At 58.9% G+C, this 25,667-nt stretch carries 26 protein-coding genes and 1 riboswitch; of the genes, 12 read left to right on the forward strand and 14 right to left on the reverse strand.

What is annotated here, in order from left to right; all coding sequences use genetic code 11:
- Positions 1–9: 9 nt before the first annotated feature.
- From AC07O1_RS20870 to AC07O1_RS20880, 3 genes are read right to left on the reverse strand one after another with little or no spacing between them, the layout of a single operon-like run.
- On the reverse strand, positions 10–798 hold the full coding sequence (locus tag AC07O1_RS20870; RefSeq protein ID WP_495089969.1) for an ABC transporter ATP-binding protein: 789 nt from the start codon (positions 796–798) through the stop codon (positions 10–12).
- Between the two features lie 19 nt (positions 799–817).
- Entirely contained in the window at positions 818–1,633 is an 816-nt protein-coding gene (locus AC07O1_RS20875; RefSeq protein ID WP_494994522.1) for an ABC transporter permease, read from the reverse strand.
- A 31-nt stretch (positions 1,634–1,664) separates the two neighbouring features.
- The gene (locus tag AC07O1_RS20880; protein ID WP_495089970.1) at positions 1,665–2,732 is read right to left on the reverse strand and encodes a putative urea ABC transporter substrate-binding protein; all 1,068 of its coding nucleotides are present in this window, start codon (positions 2,730–2,732) and stop codon (positions 1,665–1,667) included.
- A gap of 60 nt (positions 2,733–2,792) precedes the next feature.
- Positions 2,793–2,893: riboswitch (guanidine-I (ykkC/yxkD leader) on the reverse strand.
- 313 nt (positions 2,894–3,206) lie between these two features.
- Between AC07O1_RS20880 and AC07O1_RS20885 the strand changes: the two genes are divergently transcribed.
- Positions 3,207–3,608 carry a hypothetical protein gene (locus tag AC07O1_RS20885; protein WP_495089971.1) on the forward strand — a complete coding sequence of 134 codons (402 nt, stop codon included), beginning with the start codon at positions 3,207–3,209 and terminating at the stop codon, positions 3,606–3,608.
- Positions 3,609–3,659: 51 nt separating this feature from the next.
- Here the strand turns inward: AC07O1_RS20885 and dspII are convergent, their stop codons facing one another.
- Positions 3,660–4,772, reverse strand: coding sequence for an enoyl-CoA hydratase/isomerase DspII (gene dspII / locus AC07O1_RS20890; protein WP_494994525.1), 1,113 nt, complete (start codon positions 4,770–4,772; stop codon positions 3,660–3,662).
- 131 nt (positions 4,773–4,903) lie between these two features.
- Here dspII and ung point away from each other — a divergent pair, with 131 nt between their 5' ends.
- Entirely contained in the window at positions 4,904–5,596 is a 693-nt protein-coding gene (ung, locus tag AC07O1_RS20895) for a uracil-DNA glycosylase (RefSeq protein ID WP_494994526.1), read from the forward strand.
- Between the two features lie 231 nt (positions 5,597–5,827).
- Here the strand turns inward: ung and AC07O1_RS20900 are convergent, their stop codons facing one another.
- From AC07O1_RS20900 to AC07O1_RS20920, 5 genes are read right to left on the reverse strand one after another with little or no spacing between them, the layout of a single operon-like run.
- Positions 5,828–6,865, reverse strand: coding sequence for an AbrB family transcriptional regulator (locus tag AC07O1_RS20900; protein ID WP_495089972.1), 1,038 nt, complete (start codon positions 6,863–6,865; stop codon positions 5,828–5,830).
- Positions 6,858–8,372: a tripartite tricarboxylate transporter permease gene (locus AC07O1_RS20905; protein WP_495089973.1), complete on the reverse strand. Its 1,515-nt coding sequence runs from the start codon at positions 8,370–8,372 to the stop codon at positions 6,858–6,860. The genes AC07O1_RS20900 and AC07O1_RS20905 overlap by 8 nt, the downstream gene beginning before the upstream one ends.
- 1 nt (position 8,373) lies before the next feature.
- The gene (locus AC07O1_RS20910) at positions 8,374–8,832 is read right to left on the reverse strand and encodes a tripartite tricarboxylate transporter TctB family protein (protein ID WP_495089974.1); all 459 of its coding nucleotides are present in this window, start codon (positions 8,830–8,832) and stop codon (positions 8,374–8,376) included.
- Between the two features lie 58 nt (positions 8,833–8,890).
- Complete coding sequence (locus tag AC07O1_RS20915) at positions 8,891–9,880, reverse strand: Bug family tripartite tricarboxylate transporter substrate binding protein (protein ID WP_495089988.1); 990 nt, start codon at positions 9,878–9,880, stop codon at positions 8,891–8,893.
- Positions 9,881–9,909: 29 nt separating this feature from the next.
- The gene (locus AC07O1_RS20920) at positions 9,910–11,202 is read right to left on the reverse strand and encodes an OprD family porin (protein WP_495024412.1); all 1,293 of its coding nucleotides are present in this window, start codon (positions 11,200–11,202) and stop codon (positions 9,910–9,912) included.
- A 231-nt stretch (positions 11,203–11,433) separates the two neighbouring features.
- Here AC07O1_RS20920 and AC07O1_RS20925 point away from each other — a divergent pair, with 231 nt between their 5' ends.
- Both AC07O1_RS20925 and AC07O1_RS20930 read left to right on the forward strand, forming a co-directional pair.
- Positions 11,434–12,105: a response regulator gene (locus tag AC07O1_RS20925; protein ID WP_494994531.1), complete on the forward strand. Its 672-nt coding sequence runs from the start codon at positions 11,434–11,436 to the stop codon at positions 12,103–12,105.
- Positions 12,098–13,483, forward strand: coding sequence for a sensor histidine kinase (locus tag AC07O1_RS20930; RefSeq protein WP_495089975.1), 1,386 nt, complete (start codon positions 12,098–12,100; stop codon positions 13,481–13,483). Before AC07O1_RS20925 ends, AC07O1_RS20930 begins: the two co-directional genes overlap by 8 nt.
- A gap of 66 nt (positions 13,484–13,549) precedes the next feature.
- Here the strand turns inward: AC07O1_RS20930 and AC07O1_RS20935 are convergent, their stop codons facing one another.
- A complete protein-coding gene (locus AC07O1_RS20935) occupies positions 13,550–14,371 on the reverse strand; it encodes an HDOD domain-containing protein (protein WP_495024411.1) in 822 nt (273 codons plus the stop codon).
- Between the two features lie 38 nt (positions 14,372–14,409).
- Positions 14,410–15,351, reverse strand: a complete 942-nt coding sequence (gene ygfZ / locus AC07O1_RS20940) for a CAF17-like 4Fe-4S cluster assembly/insertion protein YgfZ (protein WP_495089976.1) — start codon at positions 15,349–15,351, stop codon at positions 14,410–14,412.
- A gap of 149 nt (positions 15,352–15,500) precedes the next feature.
- On the opposite strand from ygfZ, the gene AC07O1_RS20945 reads away from it, so the two are divergent.
- Positions 15,501–15,755 carry an FAD assembly factor SdhE gene (locus tag AC07O1_RS20945; protein WP_494994535.1) on the forward strand — a complete coding sequence of 85 codons (255 nt, stop codon included), beginning with the start codon at positions 15,501–15,503 and terminating at the stop codon, positions 15,753–15,755.
- Positions 15,739–16,191 carry a protein YgfX gene (locus tag AC07O1_RS20950; protein ID WP_495089977.1) on the forward strand — a complete coding sequence of 151 codons (453 nt, stop codon included), beginning with the start codon at positions 15,739–15,741 and terminating at the stop codon, positions 16,189–16,191. The genes AC07O1_RS20945 and AC07O1_RS20950 overlap by 17 nt, the downstream gene beginning before the upstream one ends.
- Here the strand turns inward: AC07O1_RS20950 and nadB are convergent.
- Complete coding sequence (gene nadB / locus AC07O1_RS20955; RefSeq protein ID WP_494994537.1) at positions 16,160–17,776, reverse strand: L-aspartate oxidase; 1,617 nt, start codon at positions 17,774–17,776, stop codon at positions 16,160–16,162. The genes AC07O1_RS20950 and nadB overlap by 32 nt on opposite strands.
- Before the next feature lie 568 nt (positions 17,777–18,344).
- Between nadB and rpoE the strand changes: the two genes are divergently transcribed.
- From rpoE to AC07O1_RS20975, 4 genes are all read left to right on the forward strand, one after another.
- Positions 18,345–18,923 (forward strand): RNA polymerase sigma factor RpoE/AlgU, encoded by a 579-nt coding sequence (gene rpoE, locus AC07O1_RS20960; protein WP_494994538.1) that lies wholly within the window; start codon positions 18,345–18,347, stop codon positions 18,921–18,923.
- 35 nt (positions 18,924–18,958) lie between these two features.
- Complete coding sequence (locus AC07O1_RS20965) at positions 18,959–19,546, forward strand: sigma-E factor negative regulatory protein (RefSeq protein WP_494994539.1); 588 nt, start codon at positions 18,959–18,961, stop codon at positions 19,544–19,546.
- An 8-nt stretch (positions 19,547–19,554) separates the two neighbouring features.
- Positions 19,555–20,514: a MucB/RseB C-terminal domain-containing protein gene (locus AC07O1_RS20970; protein WP_494994540.1), complete on the forward strand. Its 960-nt coding sequence runs from the start codon at positions 19,555–19,557 to the stop codon at positions 20,512–20,514.
- A gap of 244 nt (positions 20,515–20,758) precedes the next feature.
- Positions 20,759–22,189 (forward strand): DegQ family serine endoprotease, encoded by a 1,431-nt coding sequence (locus AC07O1_RS20975; protein ID WP_494994541.1) that lies wholly within the window; start codon positions 20,759–20,761, stop codon positions 22,187–22,189.
- Between the two features lie 76 nt (positions 22,190–22,265).
- On the opposite strand, the gene AC07O1_RS20980 is transcribed toward AC07O1_RS20975, so the two are convergent.
- Complete coding sequence (locus AC07O1_RS20980) at positions 22,266–23,699, reverse strand: M48 family metalloprotease (protein WP_495089978.1); 1,434 nt, start codon at positions 23,697–23,699, stop codon at positions 22,266–22,268.
- Between the two features lie 97 nt (positions 23,700–23,796).
- On the opposite strand from AC07O1_RS20980, the gene AC07O1_RS20985 reads away from it, so the two are divergent.
- A complete protein-coding gene (locus AC07O1_RS20985; protein WP_494994543.1) occupies positions 23,797–24,036 on the forward strand; it encodes a sulfurtransferase TusA family protein in 240 nt (79 codons plus the stop codon).
- 31 nt (positions 24,037–24,067) lie between these two features.
- Positions 24,068–25,138 (forward strand): AI-2E family transporter, encoded by a 1,071-nt coding sequence (locus AC07O1_RS20990; RefSeq protein ID WP_494994544.1) that lies wholly within the window; start codon positions 24,068–24,070, stop codon positions 25,136–25,138.
- 50 nt (positions 25,139–25,188) lie between these two features.
- Here AC07O1_RS20990 and AC07O1_RS20995 read toward each other — a convergent pair whose 3' ends face one another.
- A complete protein-coding gene (locus tag AC07O1_RS20995; RefSeq protein ID WP_495089979.1) occupies positions 25,189–25,662 on the reverse strand; it encodes a peroxiredoxin in 474 nt (157 codons plus the stop codon).
- Positions 25,663–25,667: the final 5 nt, after the last annotated feature.

Consider the following 25,667-nt stretch of genomic DNA (forward strand, 5'->3'; position numbering starts at 1 on the left):
AAAAATCCTCTAAGCGATGCGAAGCGTGCCCGCCAGTACTGCCGGCAGGGCGTCGACGGCTTTGCTGTTGGCGCGGCGGTCGCTGTTCAAAGGGATGTCGTAGGTGATGCGTGCGCCATAGGCACCGGGGGCGTGCGGGTCGAGGCGAACCTTGTCGAACACCAGCAAGCGGGTGCCGAGGCTGAAGCCTTCGGACAGGTCATGGGTGACCATGAACACCGTCAGTTGCGTCTCGCGCCACAGTTCAAGCAACAGGCTGTGCATATCTTTGCGAATGCCCGGATCGAGGGCACCGAAGGGTTCGTCGAGCAGCAACACGCGGGGTTTCATGATCAGTGCCTGGGCGATGGCCAGCCGTTGCTGCATGCCGCCGGAGAGCTGCGCCGGGTACTTTTCCAGCGCGTGGCCGAGGCCGACTTTTTTCAGCAATGCGCCTGCTTGCTCCCGCGCCTCGCGCTTGGCATGGCCAAACAAGCGCCCGATCAGTGGCGAGCGTGGCAGTTCGAGGCCAAGGGCGACGTTGTCCAGCACCGACAAATGCGGGAACACCGAGTAACGCTGAAACACCACGCCACGGCTGGCGTCCGGTTCGCTGGCCAGCGTCTTGCCGTCCAACAGGATTTCTCCGCGACTGGCTGTTTCCTGCCCCAGCAGCAATCGCAGAAAGGTCGATTTGCCGCAGCCCGAAGCACCGACCAGGGTGCAGAACTCACCCTCGTCGACGCTGAGGTTGAGCCTTTCGAGCACCACCTGATCAGCGTATTGCTGCCAGACGTTGTTCACCGTAATGAAGCTCATCCCCGCGCTCCTTCGTAGCTCATATCCGTGCTCCTTCGTACCAGGGGAAAGCCCGCTGGGTCAGGCGTTTGAGTCCCCAATCCATCAGCCAGGCGAGCAGGGTGATCCACACCACGTATGGCAGGATCACATCCATCGCCAGGTAGCGGCGCACCAGAAAAATCCGGTAGCCCAAGCCGTCGGTGGAGGCGATCGCTTCAGCGGCGATCAAAAACAGCCACGCCGAACCGAGCATCAGTCGAAGCGAGATCAGCAAGCGTGGCAGCAGTTGCGGCAGGACTACCCGCAGAATCACGGTCCAGGTCGAAGCACCGAGCGTCTGGGCCTTGATCAGTAGCTCGACGGGGATTTCCCGGGCGCGCTGTTCCAGATCGCGGGCCAGGCACGGGGTGATGCCGATCACGATCAGCATCACTTTCGATAACTCGCCCAGACCAAAAACGATGAACAGAATCGGCAGGATCGCCAGCGGCGGCACCATCGACAACACCGTCAACAAGGGCGACAACGGCGCGCCGAACAACGGCAGCGTGCCGGCGGCAATGCCCAGGCACAGGCCCGCCAGAGCGCTGATGCCCAGGCCAATGGCCAGCCGCTGGAGGCTGGCACCGGTGTCCTGCCACAGCAGGTAGTCGCCGCTGCGCGGGTCGGCGGTGAAGGCCAGGCGTTTCACCGCGTCGGCCATTTGCCCGGCGCTGGGTAGCAGCTTGTCGTTGGGGTTGTCCGTCAGCCGCTCGGCCGAGCCCGTGAAATAGGCGAACAGCACCAAGGCGAACGGCAGGATGACCAGCAACAGGCGACTCGGGTTATCCGGGTGGCGATTGATCAGGCGCATGGCCATGTTCTCCGGTTACTGACAACGTGGCTCACAGCTTGGAGTCGGCGGCCAGCTGCACGTAGCTCGGGTCGAAGTGCAGCTTGAGGTTGGCCTTGTCACCGCTGGTCACGCCGTTGGCGAAGGACATGCCGACAGCGCTGGTGTCCTTGGCGCCTTCACCGAGAAGCCCGTGCTGGAAGGAGAACTCGGCGACCTTGCGCATGGTGTTCGGCAGTTGCGCGCTGGTAGCGAAATCGAGTGCTTCTTTAGGGGTGGAAAACAACTTGGTGGTGTCCAGTTGCGACTGGAAGCCCGGCAGGTCGGTGCCCGACGCTTTGGCCATGTGTTCCAGCGCTGCAGTGCTGGCGGCGGATTTGGCGTTCATCAGGGCGACCACTTCAAACCAGGCGCCGGTCAGTGCCTTGCCCAGTGCCGGGTTGTCCTTCAGGGTCTGGGTGTTGACGACCATCATGTCCATGATTTCGCCGGGTACCTTGCTCGAGTCGAACACCTGGGTGACGCCAGGCTTGGCTTTGATGTCCGACAGCATCGGGTTCCAGGTGGTGACGGCGTGTACTTGATCGGTATTGAAGGCGGCGGAGATGTCGGCGTCGGAAGTGTTGACTACCTTCAGGTCTTTCTCGGTGAGATCGACCGAGTCCAGCGCGCGCGCTAACAGGTAGTGAGAGACCGACAGCTCCACCAGATTGACGTTCATTCCTTTAAGGTCGGCGACAGTCTTGCCTTCACCTTTGACTACGATGCCGTCATTACCATTGGAAAAGTCGCTGACGATCAGCGCGGTGCTTTCCACGCCACCAGCGGCGGGAATGGTCAAGGCGTCCATGTTGGTCATGCTGCAGCCGTCGAACTGGCCGGCGGTGTACTGGTTGATCGATTCGACATAGTCATTGAGCTGCACCACATCGATTTTGATGCCGTACTTTTTCGCCCACTTGTCGACGATGCCTTGGCTGCCTGCGTATTCCCAGGGCATCCAGCCGGCGTAGATGGTCCAGCAGACGCTGAAGTGGTCTTTCTGTGCGGCCTGGGACGAGAAGCTCACGAGGGCCGCGAAAGCGGCGGCGAGCAGGGCGGGTAAACGAAGTTGGGACATGAGTGGTTCTCCAGTTGATCAAGGGCGCACAGGAGCACGCGGCACCGCGAACGGTGGCTTGTCTCCCGGGCTTTTATCCCGCCGTGTAACCTCAACTGGAGGTCGCCGACTCTCGGACCAGTCACTCGCCCAAGCGAGCCGGAACCCTAGTCAGCCATTGCAAATTGTGGTGCCGCGAACCTGTGATGACTCCTGCACGCAGTTGACTAAGCGAGAGGCGTGCCAAGTGTTGTCGAGCGTTGATCCAGAGGGTCTGGCTCAAGGGTCGGAGGATGGGCGCAGGTAATCCTGCTGCGTTGTGGTGCTTGTTCGCACCGGGATAGGGCAATCATGGCCGTGCTCCACCTATATAAATGTATTGCTGAATCGCACCGGATTCCTTTTTTGCTGTCAGATGTTTCGTCAGTCAGCTGATGTTGACTGCCGCCGACCAGCGACGCTGGTGTGTGCACTTTCGCGGTCCAGGAGGCCGCCATGTATCGACGACTTATTCTGATTGCTTTACTGGGTTTGTCTCTTTCTGCGTGCGTGCCCTACTACGATGGGGAATCGAGCTACTACCGTTCCGAGGTCTATACCACGCCTGCCCCGGCTTATTACAACGGCGGCGGGTCCTACTACTATCAGGACCGCAGCCGTTACTACGCACCGTCGCCGCGTTACTACCCGGCGCCACGGTATTACCAAGAGGCTCCACGCGTGGTGTACCGGCCTTTTCCAAACCGCGGTTGGGATTTCCATGATTGCCATGATGACCGTCGTGAAAGTCGTCATGAGGAACGTCATGAGGAGCGTCATGACGACAACCGTCACGGCGACCGTGATCACGGAGATCGCGGCCACAGAGGTGACTGGAACCGCGACTGGAACCGCTAAGTACGACTGTTATCGAGCGGCGCATCAAGCGCCGCTTTTTTTGTCCGGGATTCAGTAATCGGACAAGTCCGCGAGCGGATGTCGACCCTCCCAAACCTTGTGAAAATGCGCTTCGACCACCGCGTCAGGAATTGCATTGATATCGGGCCAATGCCAATGGGGCTTTTGGTCCTTGTCGATCAACCGTGCGCGCACCCCTTCACTGAATTCCGGATGACGACAGCAGTTCAGACTCAAGGTGTATTCCATCTCGAACACCTGGGCCAGTGACAGGTGGCGGGCACGGATAATCTGCTCCCAGACCAGATGCGCGGTCAGCGGGCAGCCCTCGCTCATGGTTTTCGCCGCGCGACTGAGCAGAACGTCGTTGTGATCGCGCAGCAGGCTGATGGCACGCCAGGCACAGCGCACCTCGCTGACATCCAGACATTCATCGATCTGTTCACGCCGCGGCAGCCACTGTGCTGGCGGTAATTGCCCGATGGCTTCCTGCTGCAAGGCCTTGAGCAGGCTGTTGAGCTGCATCGGCGTCTGTTCCTGCCAGTTCAGTTGCAACAGTCCCTCGATCAACTCCTCTTGCTGTTCATCCAACAGAAAGCGGTCGGCCAGGTCCAGATCGATCGCATCGCGGCCATTCATATGGGCACCGGTCAATCCCAGGAACAACCCGAGTTTGCCTGGCAGGCGCGAAAGGAACCAACTGGCGCCAACATCCGGGTACAAGCCAATGCTGATTTCCGGCATGGCCAGCCGGCTGCTGGGGGTGACGATGCGAATACTCGCGCCTTGCAATAGCCCCAAGCCACCTCCAAGCACATAGCCGTGACCCCAGCAGATCAGTGGTTTGGGGTAGGTGTGCAGGCGGTAGTCGAGGCGGTATTCTGCCGAAAAGAAGTGCGCAGCCAAGGGCGGAACTTCACCCGGATGAGCACGACAGGCCTCAACCAGGTTAAGGACCTCACCACCTGCGCAAAAAGCTTTGGTGCCGTTGCCGCGCAACAGCACACAAACGATCTGCGGGTCTTTGGCCCAGACGTCCAGGCGTTCGCTCAAAACGTGGATCATCGGCAGGGAAAGGGCGTTCAGGGACTTTTCGGCATCCAGGCTGGCGATGCCGATGCGCGCGCCGTCGGTGCCCGTGAGTTCTTCGAAGTGCAGATTCATTTTGACCTCGATGACTGAATTGAGCGTTCAGTATGATCGCTATACGGGAAAGTGCCGGTTCTGCGTCAGATCAATTGACAAGGGGCACGGGCTTTCTTAGGGTGCGCCGATAGTTTTTTCTGGACCAAGCGATGAATTCTGACGACCGTATCAAACTCGAACCGAGCTGGAAGGAGGCACTGCGTGCGGAGTTCGACCAGCCGTATATGGCCGAGCTGCGCGAATTTCTGCGTCAGGAATACGCCAGCGGCAAGGAAATCTATCCGCCAGGGTCAATGATTTTCAATGCGCTGAACCTGACCCCTCTGGACAAGGTCAAGGTGGTGATCCTCGGTCAGGATCCGTATCACGGCCCGGGACAGGCTCACGGCTTATGCTTCTCGGTGCAACCGGGTGTGCCGGCACCGCCGTCGCTGGTAAACATCTATAAAGAGCTCAAGCGTGACCTGAACATCGACATTCCCGCTCACGGTTGCCTGCAAAGCTGGGCCGAGCAGGGCGTGCTGATGCTCAACACCACCATGACCGTCGAGCGCGCCAACGCCAACTCCCATGCGGGCAAGGGCTGGCAGTTCTTTACTGACCGGGTTATCGAGATCGTCAGCGAACACCAGCCGCATCTGGTGTTCCTGCTGTGGGGCGCGCATGCCCAGAGCAAGCAGAAACTGATCGACGCGACCAAACACCTGGTGCTGACTTCAGTGCATCCGTCCCCGCTATCCGCTTATCGCGGGTTCTTTGGTTGCGGGCACTTCAGCCGGGCCAACAAGTTTCTTGAGCAGAATGGCCAGACGCCGATCGAGTGGCGATTGCCGCCGGTCTAGTAACCATGATCATTCCCACGCGGGAGCGTGGGAATGATCAGAGTCAGACTCGCCCGCGAAGACGGACGAGCAGTCGACGAGATCTCTGACCGTCAGTCGCGGCAGCATTAAGTGTGGATCGTTCCCACGCTCTGCGTGGGAATGCCTCATTGGACGCTCTGCGTCCGCTTCGGCAGTGACGCGGAGCGTCACGGGCTGCATTCCCACGCAGAGCGTGGGAACGATCAAATGTCAGGCCTTCTCCGGCAACTTATCCCAATACCGGAACAACGGTTCAGCCAGAAACAACACAAACAGCAACCGCATCACCTGCATCGCCGTCACCAGAGGCACCGACAGTTGCAGGGTTTCGGCAGTCAGGCTCATTTCAGCGATGCCGCCGGGCATCATGCCCAAGGTAAGCGAACGCAGATCCAGATTCGTCACCGCGCTAAGGCCCAAGGCCGCGAGTGCGGCGATCAACATGGTCAAGCCCGTTGCGATCAACGTCCGGCCCATGAACGACGGTGCCCGGCGGAAGAATTGCCGGTTGAAGTGACAGCCCAAACCGCTGCCGATCAACCACTGGCCGATCTGGCTGCCACCCTTGGGCAAGCCGATGTGCACATCCCAGGCGATGCTCACCGCCGCACTCACCAGCAACGGTCCGAACAACCAGGGGTTAGGTTGGCGCAAACGCTGCCAGAGCCAGGCGAGCAGGGCGCCCGCCGGAAACAGCACCGCCAGCCAGCGCCAATCGACTGCCGTCGGATGAAGCACCGGCGCACCGTCTCCCAACAAATACTTGAACGCTGCCGGTACACATAGCACCACCACCAGCACCCGCAAACTCTGCCCGGCCGCAACGCGACTGAGCACCGCGCCATTACGCGCGCCGAGATTGACCATCTCACCGGAACCGCCGGGCATGCTGGAGAAAAACGCGGTGGCGCGATCTTCGCCGGTACGCCGCAGCAACCAGACCCCGACCACACTGGACAGGCTGGTGACCAAGGCACCGAAGAAGATCAAACCGAAGTGGCTCATGACCTGCTCGATCACCACCGGGGTGAAGTGCAGGCCGATGCCGATGCCAACGATCCACTGGCCGCATTTACGCCCACCCGGGATTTGCGCCAGTTGCCAGGGTGTCAGGCAGCGCACCAGGATGATCGCCAGCAATGAGCCGACCATCCAGGGCAGCGGCCAACCGATCTGGCTGGCGAGGTAACCGCCAAGCAAACCGGCCAGCGGTGTTCCCCACCAGTTTTTCAAGGAGGTCTCAGGCATCGGCCAGGGCACGACGCTGCGCGGAACGTTTGCGCCAGATCCGCAGGATCGGCATCAGCAGCATGATTGCAGTCAGAACCCAGACGCCGAAGGTGATCGGGCTCGACCAGAGGATTTCCAGTGCGCCGTTGGAAATCGACAACGCACGACGCAGGTTCTGCTCCATCAGGCCGCCGAGGATAAAGCCCAGCAGTACCGGCGACAGCGGGAAGTCGAGCTTGCGCAGGATGTAGCCGAAGATGCCGATGCCGATCATCAGGAACAGATCGAAGGTCGTGGCGTGCACTGCATAGACGCCGATCCCGGTGATGATGGCGATCACCGGCACCAGTGCCCAGTTCGGCACGGCGAGGATGCGGGTGAAGATGCGGATCATCGGGATGTTGAGGATCACCAACATGACGTTGGCGACGAACAACGAGGCGATCAGGCCCCAGACAATGTCCGGCTGCTGTTGGAACAGCAGCGGGCCGGGGGTGATGTTGTACAGCGATAGCGCGCCGATCATCACCGCAGTGGTGCCTGAGCCTGGTACACCCAGAGTCAGCATCGGCACCAGCGCGCCGCAGGCAGCACCGCCGATCGCGGTTTCAGGCGCCGCAAGGCCACGCTTGTCGCCCTGGCCGAACTTACCGCTCGTACCGGCAATGCGTTTCTCGGTCATGTAGGCCACGGCACTGGCCAGGGTTGCACCGGCACCCGGTAACACACCCATGATGAAACCCAGCACACCGCAACGGATATTCACCGTGAATACCGACGCCGCTTCCTTGAAGTTGAACATCATCCGGCCGGTAGCCTTCACCGCTTCCTGGCCGCGATGGGTTTTTTCCAGCAGCAAGAGGATTTCACTGATGGAGAACAGGCCCAGCACCAGCACGACGAACTGAATGCCGTCGGTGAGGTGGATGTTGTCACCGGTGAAGCGGTACACGCCGCTGTTGGCATCGATACCGACACTCGACAGGAACAAACCGATCAGCGCCGCGATGAAGGTCTTGAGTGGTCGATCACCGGCCATGCCGCCGAGGCAGACTATGGCGAAAACCATCAGCACAAAGTATTCCGCCGGGCCGAAGGCAATTGCCCACTTCGCCAGTAGCGGCGCGAACAACACCATGCCGCAGGTGGCAATAAAGGCACCGATGAACGAGCTCCACGCCGACAAGGAAAGCGCCACGCCCGCCAAGCCCTGACGGGCCATCGGGTAACCGTCGAGCGTGGTCATCACGGTGGAAGCTTCGCCCGGGATGTTCAGCAGGATCGAGCTGATGCGGCCGCCATATTCGCAGCCCAGATAAACCGCTGCCAACAGGATCAACGCCGATTCCGGCGGTAGACCGAGAGCGAAGGCAATCGGGATCAACAGCGCCACGCCGTTGATCGGACCCAGGCCCGGCAGCAGACCGACCACGGTACCGATCAGGGTACCGCTCAACGCGGTCACCAGGTTGTAGGGTGTCAACGCAACGCCGAAGCCCTGGCCAAGATAATTCAGAGTATCCATATCAATTCTCCAGAACGTCGAGCAGGCCCAAAGGCAGCGGCACGTCCATCACCCGGTCGAACAGCAGGTACAGACCGATACTCATCAGGCTGATGATCACCATGCTGGGTAACCAGCGTCCGCCATAGAGACGGGCCATTGGGATGCCGACCAGGATGCTGGAAACAACGAATCCGAGCGGTTCGAAGGTCCCGGCGAATACCAGCAACAGCATTACGCAGATGCCGATCTTGGTCAGGGTTTCGCGGTCAAGTTGCGGTTCGTCGTCGCTGTGCACGATCGGCGTCGGGCGAAAAAACAGGTAAAGCAGAGCCAGCCCCATCAGGCCGAGCATCAGCAGCGGAAAGGCTCGAGGCCCGACAGGTTCGTAGGAAAAGGCGGCCTGATACGGCCACGCCATCAGTGCCAGGCCAATACAGACCAATAGCAGTGCGAACGCGAAAATGCGTTGTAAGAGCATGAGGAACTCCTGGGTCACGCCCCTGATGCGCAAGGGCGCAACCGCTAGACAGAGGCGATCACTGGATCAAACCGAACTCTTTGGCAAGCACCTTGTAGTCGGCGACTTGCTTCTTCACGTAGGCGTCCAGCTCCGGACCGGTCATGGCGAACGGGAACAGCTCACGCTGATCCCGCAGCTTGGCGAAGTCTTCCGAGGCCAGGAGTTTGTCGAAGGCGTTTTTCCACCAGGCATAGTCTTCGTCACTGACTTTTGGCCCGAGATAGAAACCACGTACCACCGGCCAGACGATGTCATAGCCCTGTTCCTTGGCGGTCGGAATGTTTTTCATTTCCGGCTCGTCCAGGCGGTTCTCGGCGAAAACCGCCAGCAGGCGCATGTCACCGCTCAGGATGTGCGGCATGGAGTCGGAGATGTCGGTGCTGCCGACCTGGATGTGGCCGCCAAGCAGGGCGGTGGCGATTTCACCGCCGCCTTCGAGGGCGACATAACGCAGGTCACGCGGGTTGATCCCGGCGGCCTTGGCGATCAGTGCTGTCTGCATCCAGTCCTGGCTGCCGACGGTGCCGCCGGAGCCGATCACCACTTTGCTCGGATCTTTCTTCAGCGCCTGGACCAGATCGTCGAGGTTCTTGTAGGGCGAGTCACTTTTCACTGCGATAGCACCGTAGCTGGTGCCAACCGCTGCCAGCCAACGCACGGCGGTTTCATCGAAACGTCCGAACTTGCCTTGGGCCAGGTTCAGCAACGAACCGCTGGACCAGGCGACCAGCGTACCGGCGTCGGCCGGACGCTGAGCGACCACCGCGTTGTAAGCCACTGCGCCAACACCGCCAGGCATGTAGGTCACACGCATTGGTTTGCTCAGCAGTTTTTCGTTGACCAGCGCGGTTTGCGCCAGTTTGCAGGTCAGGTCGAAACCACCGCCCGGCGAGGCCGGTGCGATACATTCCGGGCGTTTTGGCTCTGTAGCCGCGAGCAATTGGCCGGCAAAGAGCATGCAACTGGCGGCCAGGGCGAAGCGACGCAGTGATAAGTTCATGTGGATCTCCCTATTGTTGTTATTGGATGAGGCGATTACCAAAGATCAACGCTGTAGCTCACCAGCAAACGCACTTCATCGGCATCGCGGGCAGAGTAGTTGGAACGGTAAGTGGCGTTGCGCAGGCGCACGGCAACGTTTTTCAAGGTGCCGCTTTGCACGACGTATCTGATCTCGCTGTTGCGTTCCCACTCTTTACCAGTCTCGCCGTTTTTCAACTTGATGTTGTCACCGCTGATGTAACGGCTCATGAAACTCAGGCCGGGAATGCCCAGCCTGGCGAAGTCAAAGTCGTAGCGGGCCTGCCATGAGCGTTCTTCGGCGCCGGCAAAGTCGTTGATCTGGACGAAGTTGACCAGGTACGGATCACTGCCATCGACATAGGGAAAGGCACTATCGCCGGACATGTGCTGATAGCCGGCACTGAGTTTATGCCCGTTCAAGGCATAGCTGACCAGACCGTTGAGGGATTTATTGTCGATCTTGCCGCCACGGGCTGCGCCCTGGTCGTCACTGATGGCCAGACGCAGGTCGGTGGCGAAAGTGCCGGGGCCGAACGGTTGCGACGCGACCACGCCGACGAAGTGCTGCTTGTACACGTCATCAAGTTGGGCGTAGTGGTAGCTGCCGGTGATTTTGTCGGTGAACTTGTAATCTACGCCGCCGAAGTCGAAATGCTTGCCAGTGGCACCCGACACAAAGCGGCTGTTCTTGTTGTTGAGGGCGATGTCCTCGTAGTTGGTGTCATCGCGATCCTTGGCCTTGTCCAGACGTCCGCCGGTGAAGGTCAGGTTCTTGATTTCCCTGGAGGTCAGCAGGCCGCCTTCGAAGGTCTGCGGCAGGATGCGCCCGTCGTTGGGCTTGAGGATCGGCAGTTCCGGGATCAGGCTGCCGATCTTGAGTTCGGTGGCGGAGATCTTCACCTTGCCGGTCAGGCCGAGTTTGGAGTACTCGTTTGCGGCGCGCCCATCATCATGGATTGGCAACAGGCCGGTGCCGGTGCGGTCGGGGCTGGAGTCGAGTTTGACCCCGAGCATACCCAGTGCGTCGACACCGAAACCTACGGTGCCTTCGGTGTAACCCGATTGCAGGTTGAGCATGAAGCCCTGAGCCCATTCGTCACGCTTGGATTGCTGGGCGCTGGTGCCATCGCGGAAGTCGCGGTTGAAATACATATTGCGGGTTTCGAACGTGGCGCTACTGTCTTCGAAGAAGGCTGCCTGGCTTAACGGCGAAAAGCCGGCGAGGGTGGCGGCACTGGCAAGGGCGGTCTGGCCAAGGCGGGAAAAACGAGCAGGCGGACGAGCCTGAGGCTGCATGGACAGCATTGTGAAGTACTCCGTTATTGTTCTTATTGGCGAAAACGCTTCGAGGCGTTTTTCTAACTGATCTTCAATAGTCACGGCAGTCGAAACTGTCCGCGGCTGGACTCTAACGGGCCTACCTTTCGCTAACCTTTCAGCAGACTTTCACTGTTTTCAGGCTTCACAGCGGCGGGTGCGGCTGTAAACTCCGCGCCAAAGAATGGTGTCGACCGTTCCTGAATGAGGTAGTGATCCATGCGTGTTCTTCTTGTCGAAGACCATCTTCAGTTAGCCGAAAGTGTCGCCCAGGCGCTGAAAAGCACCGGTCTGACCGTCGACGTGCTGCACGATGGAGTGGCCGCCGACCTGGCCTTGAGCAGCGAGGAATACGCGGTGGCGGTTCTCGACGTCGGCCTGCCGCGCATGGACGGTTTCGAGGTGCTGGCGCGATTGCGCGCTCGTGGGAAAAACCTGCCGGTGCTGATGTTGACTGCCCGCAGCGACGTCAAGGATCGGGTTCATGGACTCAACCTCGGCGCCGACGATTACCTGGCAAAACCCTTTGAACTCACGGAGCTTGAAGCGCGGGTCAAGGCACTGCTGCGTCGCAGTGTGCTGGGTGGCGAGCGCCAGCAGCGTTGCGGCGTGCTGGTGTATGACCTGGATACGCGGCGCTTCACCCTGGGCGATGAATTGCTCACCCTGACTTCCCGCGAACAGGCGGTGCTCGAGGCACTGATCGCCAGGCCCGGTCGGGTGATGAGCAAGGAGCAGCTTGCTTCGCAGGTGTTTGGTCTGGACGAAGAAGCCAGCCCTGACGCCATCGAAATCTACGTCCACCGCTTGCGCAAGAAGCTCGATGGACAGCCAGTGGCGATCGTGACCTTCAGGGGGCTTGGCTACTTGTTGGAAAGCCGCGATGCATAAGCCCGGCAGTCTGCGTTGGCGGTTACTGTGGAACCTCGCGCTGTTGCTGGTGGTGTTGATGGTGGCCAGCGGCTTGAGCGCTTACTGGAACGGTCGGGAAGCTGCCGACACCGCTTATGACCGGACCTTGCTGGCCTCGGCTCGGACTATCGCCGCCGGCCTGTCCCAGCGCGATGGAGGTCTGAGTGCCGATGTGCCTTACGTCGCCCTCGATACCTTCGCTTATGACAGCGCCGGGCGGATTTACTACCAGGTCAATGATACTCATCAGAAGCTGATTTCCGGCTACGAAAACCTGCCAGGCCCACCGCCAGGTACGCCGCGTACCGACGATTATCCGGCGCTGGCGCGCTTCTACAATGCCACCTATCAAGGGCAGAACGTGCGAGTGGTGAGCCTGCTCAAGCCCGTCAGTGATCCGAACATGAACGGCATGGCGGAAATTCGTGTGGCGGAAACCGATGAGGCGCGAGTCAGAATGGCTCGCAGTCTGATGACCGATACCTTGTTGCGGCTGGGCCTGCTGGCGATGGGTGCACTGCTGCTGGTGTGGTTTGCGGTCAGTGCGGCCTTGCGCCCGTTGGAGCGTTTGCGCACGGCGGTGGAAGAGCGTCAGTCGGATGATCTGCGGTCCTTGCCACTGGTGCAGGTGCAGCGGGAACTGTGGCCGTTGGTGCGGGCACTCAATCACTTTACCGAGCGTTTGCGTGGGCAGTTCGAGCGTCAGGCGCAGTTTATTGCCGATGCGGCCCATGAGTTGCGCACACCGCTGGCGGCACTAAAGGCACGCCTTGAATTGGGTCTGCGCGCCAAGGAGCCGGAAATCTGGCGAAACACTTTAGAGAGCGCCGCCCAAGGCACTGATCGTTTGACTCATCTGGCCAATCAATTGCTTTCCCTGGCTCGCGTTGAAAACGGTGCGCGGGCGATTGCCGAGGGTGGCGCACAATTGCTGGATCTCAGTCAGTTGGCCCGCGAACTGGGTATGGCCATGGCGCCACTGGCTCATGCGCGCGGCGTGGCGTTGGCCCTGGAAGCCGACGAGCCGGTGTGGCTGCGCGGCGAACCAACACTGTTGAATGAGCTATTGAGCAACCTGGTGGACAACGCCCTGGCCCACACGCCATCAGGTGGCAACGTGATCCTGCGGGTCACCGCTCCGGCCGTGCTGGAAGTCGAGGACGACGGACCGGGGATCCCGCTTGAGGAGCGTGATCGGGTGTTCGAGCGCTTCTATCGGCGTAATCAGCAGGTCGCAGGCTCCGGCTTGGGGTTGGCGATTGTTGGCGAAATCTGCCGCGCTCACCTGGCGCAGATCAGCCTGCACGACGGCGCGCAGGCCGGCTTGAAGGTGCGGGTGAGTTTTATCGCGGGGTAAGGCTGAATGCTTGTGTTGTCAGTCCTTGCCCGCGATGCAATAGCCGCCTTGATACAAAAATCCGGTTTAATAAAACATTGAACGCGACTCTTCCAGATCGCTGCACATCGTTTTGTTCTCGGGATCGATGCCCAGCCTTTTGAGGGCCGGCACGCTGAGGACATCGATTCTGGCGAGCGGGTGATCGGTGTCTTTGTGGCAATACAGCGTGGCAATCTGCACCAGATCGACATAATCAACCCGCTCCGACCGGCGCTTGAAGTCCAGGTATTGCCCCGGCAGCTTTACCAGCATTTCGGGAAACTCCCAGACCCTGAGCAGCTTGTCGCCGAGCAACGGGTGAATGCGCTCGATCACATGGTTTAGGCTGACCGGGTCCGACAACAACTCATAGTGATCTTCGGCGTAGGTCAGAATCGGCAGCACGCCGATCTGATGCACCAGCCCGCCGAGGGCCGCCTGATCCGGCTTCAATTGAGTATGGCTGCGGCACAGGGCATAACTGACTCCGGCCACTTCCAGGCTCTTGCGCCAGACATCGTGCATTTTCTGCGCCACCACTTCGGAGCGGGCATGGAAAATCTGTTCCATGACCAGGCCGATGGCGAGGTTACTGCTGTAGTTGACGCCCAGCCGGGTGATCGCCGTATGCAGGTCGGTCACTTCCTGGGTTGCACGCAGCAAAGGGCTGTTGACCACTTTGATCAGACGCGCAGACAGCGCCGTATCGCGGCCAATCACTTTGCTCAGGGTGCTGACACTGATTTCCGGGTCTTCAGCGGCCTTGCGAATCCTGAGGGCCACTTCCGGTAACGTTGGCAGAACCAGGTCATCGTTATCGATGGCCTCAACCAAATCCTGTTGGACCTTTTCCGCCAGCTCGCTCATTTCTGTTCTCTAGGGTATTGCAAAAAAAGGTGCTGCAATTAACGCTGGATTTCGCGATCACGGTCCAGTTGGTAAGGCAGATCGAGCAGTTGCAGGGCGGGGCCTTCAAGGGCGCCAAGATGGATGATGCCACCTTCTGCTGCTTCGGCTTGCAGCACCGCCAGCAGTTCAACGTTTTGTCCGGCACCGGCGGCGATGACCACTTCGCCGATGGAACTGCCGTGGCTTGGGGAAAACAGCGGCGTGCCGGGCTCAGGCAGCTCGGCTGCGTCCAGTTGCAGTCGATACAGACGACGCTTGAGCTTGCCCAGGTACTGCATGCGCGCGACGATTTCCTGGCCGGTGTAGCAGCCTTTCTTGAAACTCACGCCGCCAACGGCTTGCAGGTTGAGCATTTGCGGAATGAACAACTCACGGGTGCTCGGCATGACCTGGCCGATGCCGGCGCGAACTTGCCCCAGCAACCACTGATTCAGATCGCCTTCGACCAGTTGCCCGGACAATTGACCACGCAGGGTTTGGGCTTGATCCGCAGCAGCCCAGAGTTCGGCTCTGTCGGGGGACACGCGAATCGCGATCAAACCATTACCACGCGCCACTGCGTCGGTTTCTTGTGGCAGATCAAGACCCAGGGCCGACAGAGCGGCGTCCGCCTGGCCGAGACCGAAGCGAACCCAGGATGCGCTGTCGTCGGTTAGTTTGGATTTGGAGAATACGGCGTACTTTTTCAAGTCCGTCAGTTGCGGTTCCAGGAGCTCGGTTGCCATCGCCAGCAGGCAGCCGTCGCCTTCAAGCAGGATGCGAAAGCTCGATTGCATACGGCCCTTCTGGGTGCAGCGTGCGCCGAGACTGGCCTGGGTTTCGCTCAGGTAATTGAGGTTGCAGGTCAGTTGCCCCTGAAGGAATTTGCTGGCGTCCGGGCCACGAACGGCAAGAACGCCTTCGTGAGACAAGGTACAGAAAAATGCGGAATCAGCCATGGGTCATCACAGGGTAAAAAGTCTGGGGGACATCATAAGGGGGCGCCCTTGAAATGGGTAGTTTACAAAGGATAGGTAGTGCCCGACCAAAGCCGACTGTTCGTCGCAGCCGCCCCCTGTATACTTGCGCTCTATTTGAGGAGCGCTCCATGGTCGAAGATGTTGAACTCAATCGCCTCTACTGGCATAGCCGCCGCGGCATGCTTGAGCTGGACGTGTTGCTGGTGCCATTCGTGAAAGAGGTCTACCCGCATTTGAATGCTGAAGACCGCGAATGCTATCGCAAGTTGCTTGAGTGTGAAGATCAGGACATGTTCGGCTGGTTCATGGAACGTACCGAATCGCAAGATCCTGAGTTGCAGCGCATGGTCCGGATGATTCTGGACCGTGTCCAGCCCAAGTAATCATTTCGAATGCCGCTGGCATGCCTCACGGCAATTGCTGGCGGCGTATCTTCTGGCTCAGCTGCTCACGCTGGGTTCGCTATCTCTTCTCGCTATACCGATCTGGGCGAGTCTGCCCGGCGTTGTACTGTGCCTGGCCCATGGCCTGTGGGCGCTACCGCGGCAAATTTTATTGACTCATCGCGCCTCGTTTACCGGTTTGCGCCGTAATGCCGATGGCTGGCAACTCTGGAATGCCGCCCATGGCTGGCAGGCCGTACAGTTGCGGCCCGACAGCCTGGCATTGCCAGTGATCGTCGTGCTGCGTTTTCGTTTGCGCGGTGAGCGGTGCGTGCGGGCGATCTGCGTGCCGCGTGACTCGCAGGCGGCGGATGTGCACCGGCGCCTGCGGGTTCGGCTCAAGTTCAGTCGGCGTAGGTGGGCGGCACCAGAATAGTGTCGAGGGCAACCGGCAGCATATTCGGGTAGTCGAGGGTGTAATGCAGGCCGCGGCTTTCCTTGCGCTCCATGGCTGAGCGGATCATCAATTCGGCAACCTGAGCCAGGTTGCGCAATTCGATCAGATCCCGGCTGACCTTGTAGTTACTGTAGAACTCGTCAATCTCGTCCAGCAGCAAACGCACACGATGCTGCGCTCGTTGCAGGCGTTTGTTGGTGCGCACGATACCGACGTAGTCCCACATGAAGCGCCGCAACTCATCCCAGTTGTGCGCGATGATCACGTCTTCATCGGAATCGGTGACCTGGCTGGCATCCCAGGCGGGCAGGGCCAGAGGCGCCTGGATTTTCGGCAACTGCTCAAGTATGTCCGCGGCCGCCGAGCGGGCGTAGACAAAACACTCCAGCAGCGAGTTGCTGGCCATGCGGTTGGCCCCGTGCAGGCCGGTGAAGCTGGTTTCGCCGATGGCGTACAGGCCTGGTACATCGGTGCGGCCTTGTTGATCGACCATCACTCCGCCGCAGGTGTAGTGCGCCGCCGGGACAACCGGGATCGGCTGCTTGGTGATGTCGATGGAAAATTCCAGGCAGCGCTCATAGACGGTCGGGAAGTGGGTCTTGATGAATGCTTGCGGCTTGTGACTGATATCCAGGTATACGCAATCGATGCCCAGACGCTTCATCTCATGGTCGATGGCGCGGGCGACGATGTCGCGCGGCGCCAGTTCGGCTCGAGGGTCGAAGCGCTGCATGAAGCGTTCGCCGTTCGGCAGCTTCAGGTGTGCACCTTCGCCGCGCAGGGCTTCGGTAATCAGAAAGCTCTTGGCTTGTGGGTGATAGAGGCAGGTGGGGTGGAACTGATTGAATTCCAGATTTGCCACCCGGCAACCCGAGCGCCAGGCCATTGCGATGCCATCACCGCAGGCGCCGTCAGGGTTGCTGGTATAGAGATAGACTTTTGCTGCGCCACCGGAGGCGAGAATGGTGAAGCGCGCGCCAAAGGTGTCGACTTCGCCGGTGCCGCGGTTGAGCACGTAGGCACCAAGGCAACGGTCGCCGCCAAGGCCCAGGCGCTTTTCAGTGATCAGATCGACTGCGACTCGCTGTTCCAGCAGTTCGATATTTGGCCGTTGTTTTGCCTGGTCCAGCAAGGTTTTGAAAATTGCCGCGCCAGTGGCATCCGCGGCGTGGATGATCCGTCGATGACTGTGGCCGCCTTCGCGGGTCAGGTGGAACTCGAAACCACCGTCTTCGGTGCCGGATTGTTCATCGCGGGTGAAGGGCACGCCCTGATCGATCAGCCATTGAATCGCCTCTCGGCTATGCTCGACAGTAAAGCGTACGGCGTCTTCATGGCACAGGCCGCCGCCAGCATTGAGCGTGTCATCGACATGGGACTCAACGGTGTCGGTGTCATCCAGCACGGCAGCAACGCCGCCCTGGGCCCAGAATGTCGAGCCATTGGCGAGGTCGCCTTTGCTTAGTACGGCAATGCGCAGATGACCGGGCAAGGTCAGCGCAAGGCTCAAGCCGGCAGCACCGCTACCTATTACCAGTACATCGTGTTGAAACTGTTGGCTCATTTCAGGATTCCGCTCAAAGCGACCCGGGTCGGGGTTGGCGCAAGACACCTGGATCGGCGAGTCTAGGCAGCCATACAGCCCACTAGTATATAGAGGGGGGGATCGGCACAATAGTCGGGCCTTCGTGGCATTGTGAAACTACTGTGACTGAAAAGACTGTCATCAGACTGACGGTGTGTCGGTTGATTTTCCGGTAAATCGACGAAAAGACGACCATATTGAGGACGAAGCGGTGTTTTTCTCCTCACGGTTGCACAATGTTCGTTATGCGCAGCTATAAAAATGTGGAACTTTTGCCGGGTGGGCAGGCTCAATAGTAGGTTGCCCGAAGGAGGGGGAGAGTGTCGGAGCTATGCCGGATTTGTGTACCGGTCTTTGCAGGTGGTTTCGACGACAGGATTATTCGCGCGGCCGGCATTGCCCGAGCTGCGCTTTTCGTGCGTGCCAAATCAGAGCACGCAGGAAACTTGCTTGGAGGGGGAGAACTTTTGCGAAAAACCCGAGTCTATGTTTGCAGGCTAGATCGTTTGGTAATGCAAGCCTCCTCCGAGTTTAACGAGGAGTGTTCATGCTAACCCAGGAAGAGGATCAGCAGCTTGTAGAGCGCGTTCAACGCGGCGACAAGCGAGCTTTCGATCTGCTAGTGCTGAAATACCAGCACAAAATTCTCGGGTTGATCGTGCGTTTCGTGCACGACACCCATGAAGCCCAGGATGTCGCACAAGAAGCTTTTATCAAGGCTTATCGTGCACTTGGCAATTTTCGTGGCGACAGTGCGTTTTATACGTGGCTGTACCGTATCGCCATCAACACGGCGAAGAACTATCTGGTTTCACGCGGCCGTCGGCCGCCGGATAGCGATGTCAGTTCTGAAGATGCGGAGTTCTACGACGGCGATCATGGCCTCAAGGATCTCGAGTCGCCGGAGCGTGCATTACTGCGCGATGAGATCGAAGGCACCGTCCATCGAACCATTCAGCAACTGCCAGAAGATTTACGTACGGCGTTAACTTTACGTGAATTCGATGGTCTGAGTTACGAGGACATTGCGAGCGTCATGCAGTGTCCGGTGGGTACCGTGCGTTCCCGGATTTTCCGTGCTCGGGAAGCCATCGATAAAGCCCTGCAGCCGTTGTTGCAGGAATAACCGAGACAGCGGCGATAGCCAAGAGAGGAACCGCCATGAGTCGTGAAGCCCTGCAGGAATCGCTGTCCGCAGTGATGGATAACGAAGCGGACGAACTGGAACTACGTCGGGTATTGAATGCATTTGACGATGTTGAAACCCGCGACACCTGGGCTCGTTACCAAATCGCTCGGGCAGCGATGCACAAGGACTTGTTGCTCCCTCGTCTGGACATCGCTGCAGCAGTTTCTGCGGCTCTGGCAGATGAAACCGTACCGGTAAAAGCGACTCGTGGTCCATGGCGCAGCCTGGGTCGTCTGGCTGTTGCCGCTTCGGTGACGGTTGCCGTGCTGGCGGGTGTACGCCTGTATAACCACGATGAGATTGCGGGAGTCGAATTGGCTCAGCAATCGACTCAACCAGGTCTGGCTGTTCCGCAAATTAAGGGACCAGCGGTGTTGGCAGGCTATAGTGAGAGTTCGGAAGCCGCTGGTCCTATGACCAATGGTGTGCTGCAAGGTCAGCCAGGCTGGCATGATCAGCGTCTGCCAGGCTACTTGCGTCAACATGCTCAACAAGCTGCACTGAAAGGCACTGAAAGCGCTCTGCCTTATGCCCGTGCGGCAAGCCTGGAAAACCGCTAAGGAGGATCATGCGCGCCATACCTCTACTTACGCTTCTGCTTGGTGGCTGGTTCATTGTTCCAGCCCATGCCGATGAAGCCCAGGACTGGTTGACCCGTCTGGGGCAGGCCGAGCAACAGCAAAGCTTTCACGGTACTTTCGTTTACGAGCGTAACGGTAGTTTTTCTTCCCATCACATCTGGCACCGCGTTCAGGATGGCAAGGTCCTCGAGCGTTTGATTCAGCTCGACGGCTCGGCTCAGGAGGTCGTGCGCATTGATGGGCATACTCAATGCGTCAGTGGCACACTGATAGCAGGGCTTGGGGATGCTCCCAACTCTACCGCTCGTGCACTTGATCCACAAAAGCTCAAGAATTGGTATGACCTTGCCGTTATTGGCAGGTCGCGCGTGGCCGGTCGACCGGCAGTCATAGTTTCGCTGACTCCTCGTGATCAGCATCGGTATGGTTTCGAACTCCATCTGGACCGCGAAACAGGCTTGCCATTGAAGTCATTGCTGTTGAATGACAAAGGGCAATTGCTTGAGCGGTTCCAGTTTACCCAGCTCAATACTGGTGATGTGCCCAAGGACGGCGAGCTGCAAGCCAGTGCCGAGTGCAAGCCTGTGGTTCTCGACAGCGACAAGGCTTCGGCAGTGAAGACTGCGCAGGCTTGGCATTCAGACTGGTTGCCACCAGGATTCGAATTGACCAGCAGCGCTGCCCGCAAGGATCCGGACACGAAGATACTGGTCAACAGTCTGATGTATGACGATGGCCTGGCACGATTCTCGGTGTTCCTTGAGCCACTCAACGGTGCAGTAGTCACCGATACCCGAACTCAGCTAGGCCCGACCGTTGCGGTTTCGCGACGACTGACCACGCCGGAGGGTGAGGTGATGGTGACGGTGGTTGGCGAGATACCGATCGGCACCGCTGAGCGGATTGCGCTTTCCATGCGCACCGATGCCACTGCGTCCAAGCAGTGAGCGGCTGAAGCAATGCTCATCAAAGCGTTTGGTTGTGCAAGAGTTCAGCAATGCCTACTCCACAATTGAGATGTCGAAATATTTGGTGAGTATTTCAACTTGCAAAGAATCCAGAATTTTTCTATAGGTCAGAGTCCTCGGCTCTGGCCTTGTTTGTTGTTCCCGGAACAAAAGTACCGGCGTATATTTTCCCGGTGTTTCTTGCTCCATATCGCTTAACCATGCTCGTTGTAACGGGAGCCGTATGTCGATACCACGTTTGAAGTCTTATCTATCCATTGTCGCCACTGTGTTGTTGCTGGGTCAGACGGTCGCCGCCCAGGCGGCTGAGCTTCCTGACTTCACGCAGCTGGTCGAACAAGCTTCGCCCGCGGTGGTGAATATCAGCACCACCCAAAAACTCCCTGATCGCAAGGTCTCAGATTCGGCTCAAATGCCTGATCTGGAAGGCTTGCCACCGATGTTGCGCGAGTTCTTCGAGCACGGCATGCCGCAGCCGCGTTCGCCACGTGGTGATCGTCAGCGCGAAGCCCGATCGCTGGGTTCGGGTTTCATTATCTCGCCTGACGGCTACATCCTGACCAACAACCATGTGATCGCCGATGCGGATGAAATCGTCGTGCGGCTGGCTGATCGCAGTGAGTTGAAAGCCAAGTTGATCGGCACTGATCCGCGTTCCGATGTGGCGCTGCTGAAGATTGAAGGCAAGGATCTACCGGTTCTGAAGCTGGGCAAATCCCAGGACTTGAAAGCCGGGCAATGGGTTGTCGCTATCGGCTCGCCGTTTGGTTTTGATCACACTGTGACCCAAGGCATCGTCAGCGCCATCGGTCGTAGTCTGCCGAACGAAAACTATGTGCCGTTCATCCAGACTGACGTGCCGATCAATCCGGGTAACTCCGGCGGTCCGCTGTTCAACCTTGCCGGTGAAGTGGTCGGGATCAACTCGCAGATATTCACCCGTTCCGGCGGCTTCATGGGCGTGTCGTTCGCTATCCCGATCGATGTTGCGATGGACGTTTCCAACCAGCTGAAGAGCGGCGGCAAAGTCAGCCGTGGCTGGCTGGGGGTGGTGATCCAGGAAGTGAACAAAGACCTGGCAGAGTCCTTCGGTCTGGAGAAGCCCGCCGGTGCGCTGGTGGCACAGATCCAGGATGGCGGCCCGGCGGCCAAGGGTGGCCTGCAAGTGGGCGACGTGATCCTGAGCATGAATGATCAGCCGATTGTCATGTCTGCGGATCTGCCGCATCTGGTGGGCGCACTCAAGGCTGGCTCCAAGGCTAAGCTTGAAGTCGTCCGTGAGGGCAAGCGCAAAAACGTCGAGCTGACCGTTGGCGCTATTCCTGAAGAAGGTAAAGAGTTGGACGCCCTGCCTAAATCCGGTGTCGAGCGCAGCAGCAACCGTTTGGGTGTTGCCGTGGTTGAGCTGACCGATGAGCAGAAGAAGACCTACGACCTCAAGGGTGGTGTAGTCATCAAGGAAGTTCAGGATGGTCCTGCCGCCTTGATCGGCTTGCAGCCGGGCGACGTGATTACTCACTTGAATAACCAGGCAATTGGTTCGGCCAAGGAATTTACCGAGATCGCCAAGGCGCTGCCGAAGAATCGTTCGGTGTCGATGCGGGTTCTACGTCAAGGTCGTGCCAGCTTCATTACCTTCAAACTGGCTGAATAACCGGGTAACCGGTTATTCGCGGCATTAAAAAGCCCGTCTCGAAAGAGACGGGCTTTTTTTGTGGGCGGGATAAAAGTCAGCGCATCATGTCTTTGATCATTTGTTCCTGGTCCATCAGCTCCCTTTGTCGGGCATCGATTCTTGAGGACAGGGGGAAGTTGGTGCCAGCGCGGCGTTTGGCAAAGTCGAGTTGCTGAATCGCCTGCCGGTAATCGCCGACCAGCGCGAAGTATTCGGCACGGGCTTGATGCAGGCCAATGATGTTGCCAGATAGTCCGCGGGTTTCCGCCACCATGTACCAGACATCCGGATCGTCCGGACGGGTCTTGAGCAGAGCCTCGAGCGCTTTTTCGGCGTCAGCGGGGTGGTTCTGCTTGAGCAACAATTCAACACGCACCTGGTTCAGCGGATAGTTGCCCGGATACTGCTTGAGCATCCGATCGACTCGTGATTGGGCATCTGGCAGGCGGCTGTTGGTGATGTCCAGGTCAATCTGCGCCAGGTTATAGGTGATGTCGTTCGGTGATTTGGCCAGCAGTTGTTTGAGGTTCTCTCGTGCCTCATTGAACTGACTGCCTTTGATCTGGGCGATCGCCAAGCCGTAGCGGGCCACCTCATTGTTCGGGTTTTCATCGAGTTGAGCACGGAAGCGTTTGGCGCCCAGCCCCGGGGTTCCTTCGTAGTTCAACTGGACCCGTGCGCGAATCAATTGATAGCGCAGGCTGTCTTCGGTGCCGCCCGGTTTGGATTGTTCGGCGCGGTTGCGGGTATCGGCGATCCGCGATTCGGTGACCGGGTGAGTCAGCAGGAATTCCGGCGGTTTGGCATCGAAGCGGTACTGGCGCATGAGCCTTTCGAACATGGTTGGCATGGAGCGCGGGTCGTAACCGGCTTTTTCCAGGTTGAGAATGCCAATGCGGTCGGCTTCCTGCTCGTTCTGGCGCGAGAAGCGTCGCTGTTCCTGAACCGCCGCAGCCTGGGTACCGGCGATGGTCGCAATCCCGGCATCGCCGGCACCGGCGGCCGCGATCACGATCCCGGCCAGCAAGGCTGCCATCATTGGCACTTGCAGGCGTTGCTGGGCTTCTACGCCGCGAGCAAAGTGGCGTTGCGACAAGTGAGCCAATTCGTGAGCCAGCACCGACGCATATTCGCCTTCGGTCTGGGCATTGAGGAAGAGCCCGCCGTTGACCCCTACGATCCCGCCCGGCGCCGCAAAGGCGTTGAGTTGCGGGCTATTGATCAGAATGAACTCCAGACGCCGGTCATTGACCTGGCTGGTCTCCACCAGTTTATAGACGCTGGACTCGACGTAGTCCTTGAGTTGCGGGTCGTTGAGCTGCGACACCTGGCTGCGCAACAGCGCCAGCCAGGCACGGCCCAATTGGTGCTCCTGTTGCGGTGAGACGATGGCAGAGCTGGCGTCACCGAGTGACGGCAGGTCGTCGGCGAAGCCTGGTGAGGCGAGCAGGCAGGCGAGCGTCAGCAGGGTAGGGCGCAAAAAGGTCATGCACAAAGCCTTAGTCGACAAAGAGCCTACTGTAGCCGGACACTTGGCTTGGGACCAGATATTCTAGGCGGCTTGAATGCCTGTCAGGAGCAAAGTAATGACCGACGCTTTAACGCACGACGCCGAACTTGATGCCAGCGGCTTGAACTGCCCGTTGCCATTGCTCAAGGCCAAGCTGGAACTCAATCGCCTGGCCAGCGGTGCGGTGCTCAAGGTGATTGCTACTGACGCAGGTTCCCAGCGCGATTTCCGCACCTTTGCCCGTTTGGCAGGTCATACGCTGCTTCGAGAAGAAGATGACGACGGCGTCTATCGCTATTGGCTGCGTAAAGCCTGAAACCTGCAGCGCTCATTTATAAGGATCATTGATGTTCAAAGTGTTACGCGACTGGATTCAGCGCTACTTTTCCGATGAGGAGGCCGTGGTCCTGGCCGTTCTCTTGTTTCTGGCTTTTACTGCGGTACTGACCTTGGGTGGCATGCTGGCGCCGGTGTTGGCGGGTATGGTGCTGGCCTACCTGATGCAAGGGCTGGTCAGCACGCTTGAACGCCTGAGTTTGCCCGGCGGGGCAGCGGTGGGTACGGTGTTCGCCTTGTTCATGGGCGTGCTGCTGGTGTTCATCGTGGTGGTCGTGCCGTTGCTCTGGCATCAGTTGATCACCTTGTTCAACGAGTTACCGGGCATGCTCGCCAAGTGGCAATCACTGCTATTGCTGCTGCCGGAGCGTTATCCGCATCTGGTGTCCGACGAGCAGGTGTTGCAGGCCATCGAAGTGGCACGCGGTGAGATTGGCAAGTTCGGTCAATGGGCGCTGACGTTCTCGCTGTCCAGTCTGCCGTTGCTGGTCAACATCATGATCTACCTGGTTCTGGTGCCGATCCTGGTGTTTTTCTTCCTCAAGGACCGGGAAATGATCGGGCAATGGGTCCGTGGCTATCTGCCCCGCGAGCGAGCGTTGATCACCCGGGTTGCGCAGGAAATGAATCGTCAGATCGCCAATTACATTCGCGGCAAGGTTATCGAAATCTTTATTTGCGGCGGCATTACTTACATTGCCTTTGTGACGCTGGGTCTGAACTATGCGGCATTGCTCGCGCTGTTGGTCGGGATTTCGGTCGTGGTGCCCTACGTCGGCGCGGTAGTAGTGACCGTGCCGGTGATGCTGATTGCGCTGTTCCAGTGGGGCTGGAGCGATCAGTTCATTTATCTGATGGCGGTGTACGGGATTATTCAGACGCTGGACGGCAACGTGCTGGTGCCGCTGCTGTTTTCGGGGGCGGTCAACCTGCATCCGGTGGCGATCATCTGTGCGGTGCTGTTGTTTGGCGGGTTGTGGGGCTTCTGGGGGATTTTCTTCGCAATTCCGCTGGCTACCCTGTTCAAGGCGGTGCTGGATGCCTGGCCGAGCAAGGAGCCGGTTGTAGCGCCCTTGCTCTAGGGTTTGCCCGCGATGGCGTCCTGGGCGGACAGCGCATCGCTTAAACAGGATCAGATCTTGTTGAGGGTCTGGGCTGCAGCCAGCACGGCATCCACGTGGCCGGGTACTTTCACACCGCGCCACTCCTGACGCAGGACGCCATCCTTGTCGATCAGGAAAGTGCTGCGGTCTACGCCCATGTACTCTTTGCCGTAGAGCTTTTTCAGCTTGATCACGTCGAACAGCTGGCAGAGGGCCTCGTCCTTGTCGCTGATCAGTTCGAACGTAAACTCCTGCTTGCACTTGAAGTTCTCGTGGGACTTCAAGCTGTCGCGGGACACGCCGAACACTTCGGTGTTGGCAGCCTTGAACTCGGGATACTGATCACGAAAACCCTGACCTTCGGTGGTGCAGCCGGGTGTGCTGTCCTTCGGGTAGAAGTAGATCACCACTTGTTTGCCTTTGAGTCCTGCGAGGCTGACGGTTTGCCCGCTGGTGGCAGGCGCTTCGAAGTCAGCGACGGGTTGGTCGATAGCAACGGCCATGAAAG

The sequence above is a fragment of the Pseudomonas sp. GW821-FHT07G10 genome, from assembly GCF_059418545.1.

Excerpts from the sequence above, each read along its gene's own strand:
- AC07O1_RS20870 (WP_495089969.1), bottom strand. The coding sequence starts at position 798 with ATGAGCTTCATTACGGTGAACAACGTCTGGCAGCAATACGCTGATCAG.
- AC07O1_RS20875 (WP_494994522.1), bottom strand. The coding sequence starts at position 1,633 with ATGCGCCTGATCAATCGCCACCCGGATAACCCGAGTCGCCTGTTGCTG.
- AC07O1_RS20880 (WP_495089970.1), bottom strand. The coding sequence starts at position 2,732 with ATGTCCCAACTTCGTTTACCCGCCCTGCTCGCCGCCGCTTTCGCGGCC.
- AC07O1_RS20885 (WP_495089971.1), top strand. The coding sequence starts at position 3,207 with ATGTATCGACGACTTATTCTGATTGCTTTACTGGGTTTGTCTCTTTCT.
- dspII (WP_494994525.1), bottom strand. The coding sequence starts at position 4,772 with ATGAATCTGCACTTCGAAGAACTCACGGGCACCGACGGCGCGCGCATC.
- ung (WP_494994526.1), top strand. The coding sequence starts at position 4,904 with ATGAATTCTGACGACCGTATCAAACTCGAACCGAGCTGGAAGGAGGCA.
- AC07O1_RS20900 (WP_495089972.1), bottom strand. The coding sequence starts at position 6,865 with ATGCCTGAGACCTCCTTGAAAAACTGGTGGGGAACACCGCTGGCCGGT.
- AC07O1_RS20905 (WP_495089973.1), bottom strand. The coding sequence starts at position 8,372 with ATGGATACTCTGAATTATCTTGGCCAGGGCTTCGGCGTTGCGTTGACA.
- AC07O1_RS20910 (WP_495089974.1), bottom strand. The coding sequence starts at position 8,832 with ATGCTCTTACAACGCATTTTCGCGTTCGCACTGCTATTGGTCTGTATT.
- AC07O1_RS20920 (WP_495024412.1), bottom strand. The coding sequence starts at position 11,202 with ATGCTGTCCATGCAGCCTCAGGCTCGTCCGCCTGCTCGTTTTTCCCGC.
- AC07O1_RS20925 (WP_494994531.1), top strand. The coding sequence starts at position 11,434 with ATGCGTGTTCTTCTTGTCGAAGACCATCTTCAGTTAGCCGAAAGTGTC.
- AC07O1_RS20930 (WP_495089975.1), top strand. The coding sequence starts at position 12,098 with ATGCATAAGCCCGGCAGTCTGCGTTGGCGGTTACTGTGGAACCTCGCG.
- AC07O1_RS20935 (WP_495024411.1), bottom strand. The coding sequence starts at position 14,371 with ATGAGCGAGCTGGCGGAAAAGGTCCAACAGGATTTGGTTGAGGCCATC.
- ygfZ (WP_495089976.1), bottom strand. The coding sequence starts at position 15,351 with ATGGCTGATTCCGCATTTTTCTGTACCTTGTCTCACGAAGGCGTTCTT.
- AC07O1_RS20945 (WP_494994535.1), top strand. The coding sequence starts at position 15,501 with ATGGTCGAAGATGTTGAACTCAATCGCCTCTACTGGCATAGCCGCCGC.
- nadB (WP_494994537.1), bottom strand. The coding sequence starts at position 17,776 with ATGAGCCAACAGTTTCAACACGATGTACTGGTAATAGGTAGCGGTGCT.
- rpoE (WP_494994538.1), top strand. The coding sequence starts at position 18,345 with ATGCTAACCCAGGAAGAGGATCAGCAGCTTGTAGAGCGCGTTCAACGC.
- AC07O1_RS20965 (WP_494994539.1), top strand. The coding sequence starts at position 18,959 with ATGAGTCGTGAAGCCCTGCAGGAATCGCTGTCCGCAGTGATGGATAAC.
- AC07O1_RS20970 (WP_494994540.1), top strand. The coding sequence starts at position 19,555 with ATGCGCGCCATACCTCTACTTACGCTTCTGCTTGGTGGCTGGTTCATT.
- AC07O1_RS20975 (WP_494994541.1), top strand. The coding sequence starts at position 20,759 with ATGTCGATACCACGTTTGAAGTCTTATCTATCCATTGTCGCCACTGTG.
- AC07O1_RS20980 (WP_495089978.1), bottom strand. The coding sequence starts at position 23,699 with ATGACCTTTTTGCGCCCTACCCTGCTGACGCTCGCCTGCCTGCTCGCC.
- AC07O1_RS20985 (WP_494994543.1), top strand. The coding sequence starts at position 23,797 with ATGACCGACGCTTTAACGCACGACGCCGAACTTGATGCCAGCGGCTTG.
- AC07O1_RS20990 (WP_494994544.1), top strand. The coding sequence starts at position 24,068 with ATGTTCAAAGTGTTACGCGACTGGATTCAGCGCTACTTTTCCGATGAG.
- AC07O1_RS20995 (WP_495089979.1), bottom strand. The coding sequence starts at position 25,662 with ATGGCCGTTGCTATCGACCAACCCGTCGCTGACTTCGAAGCGCCTGCC.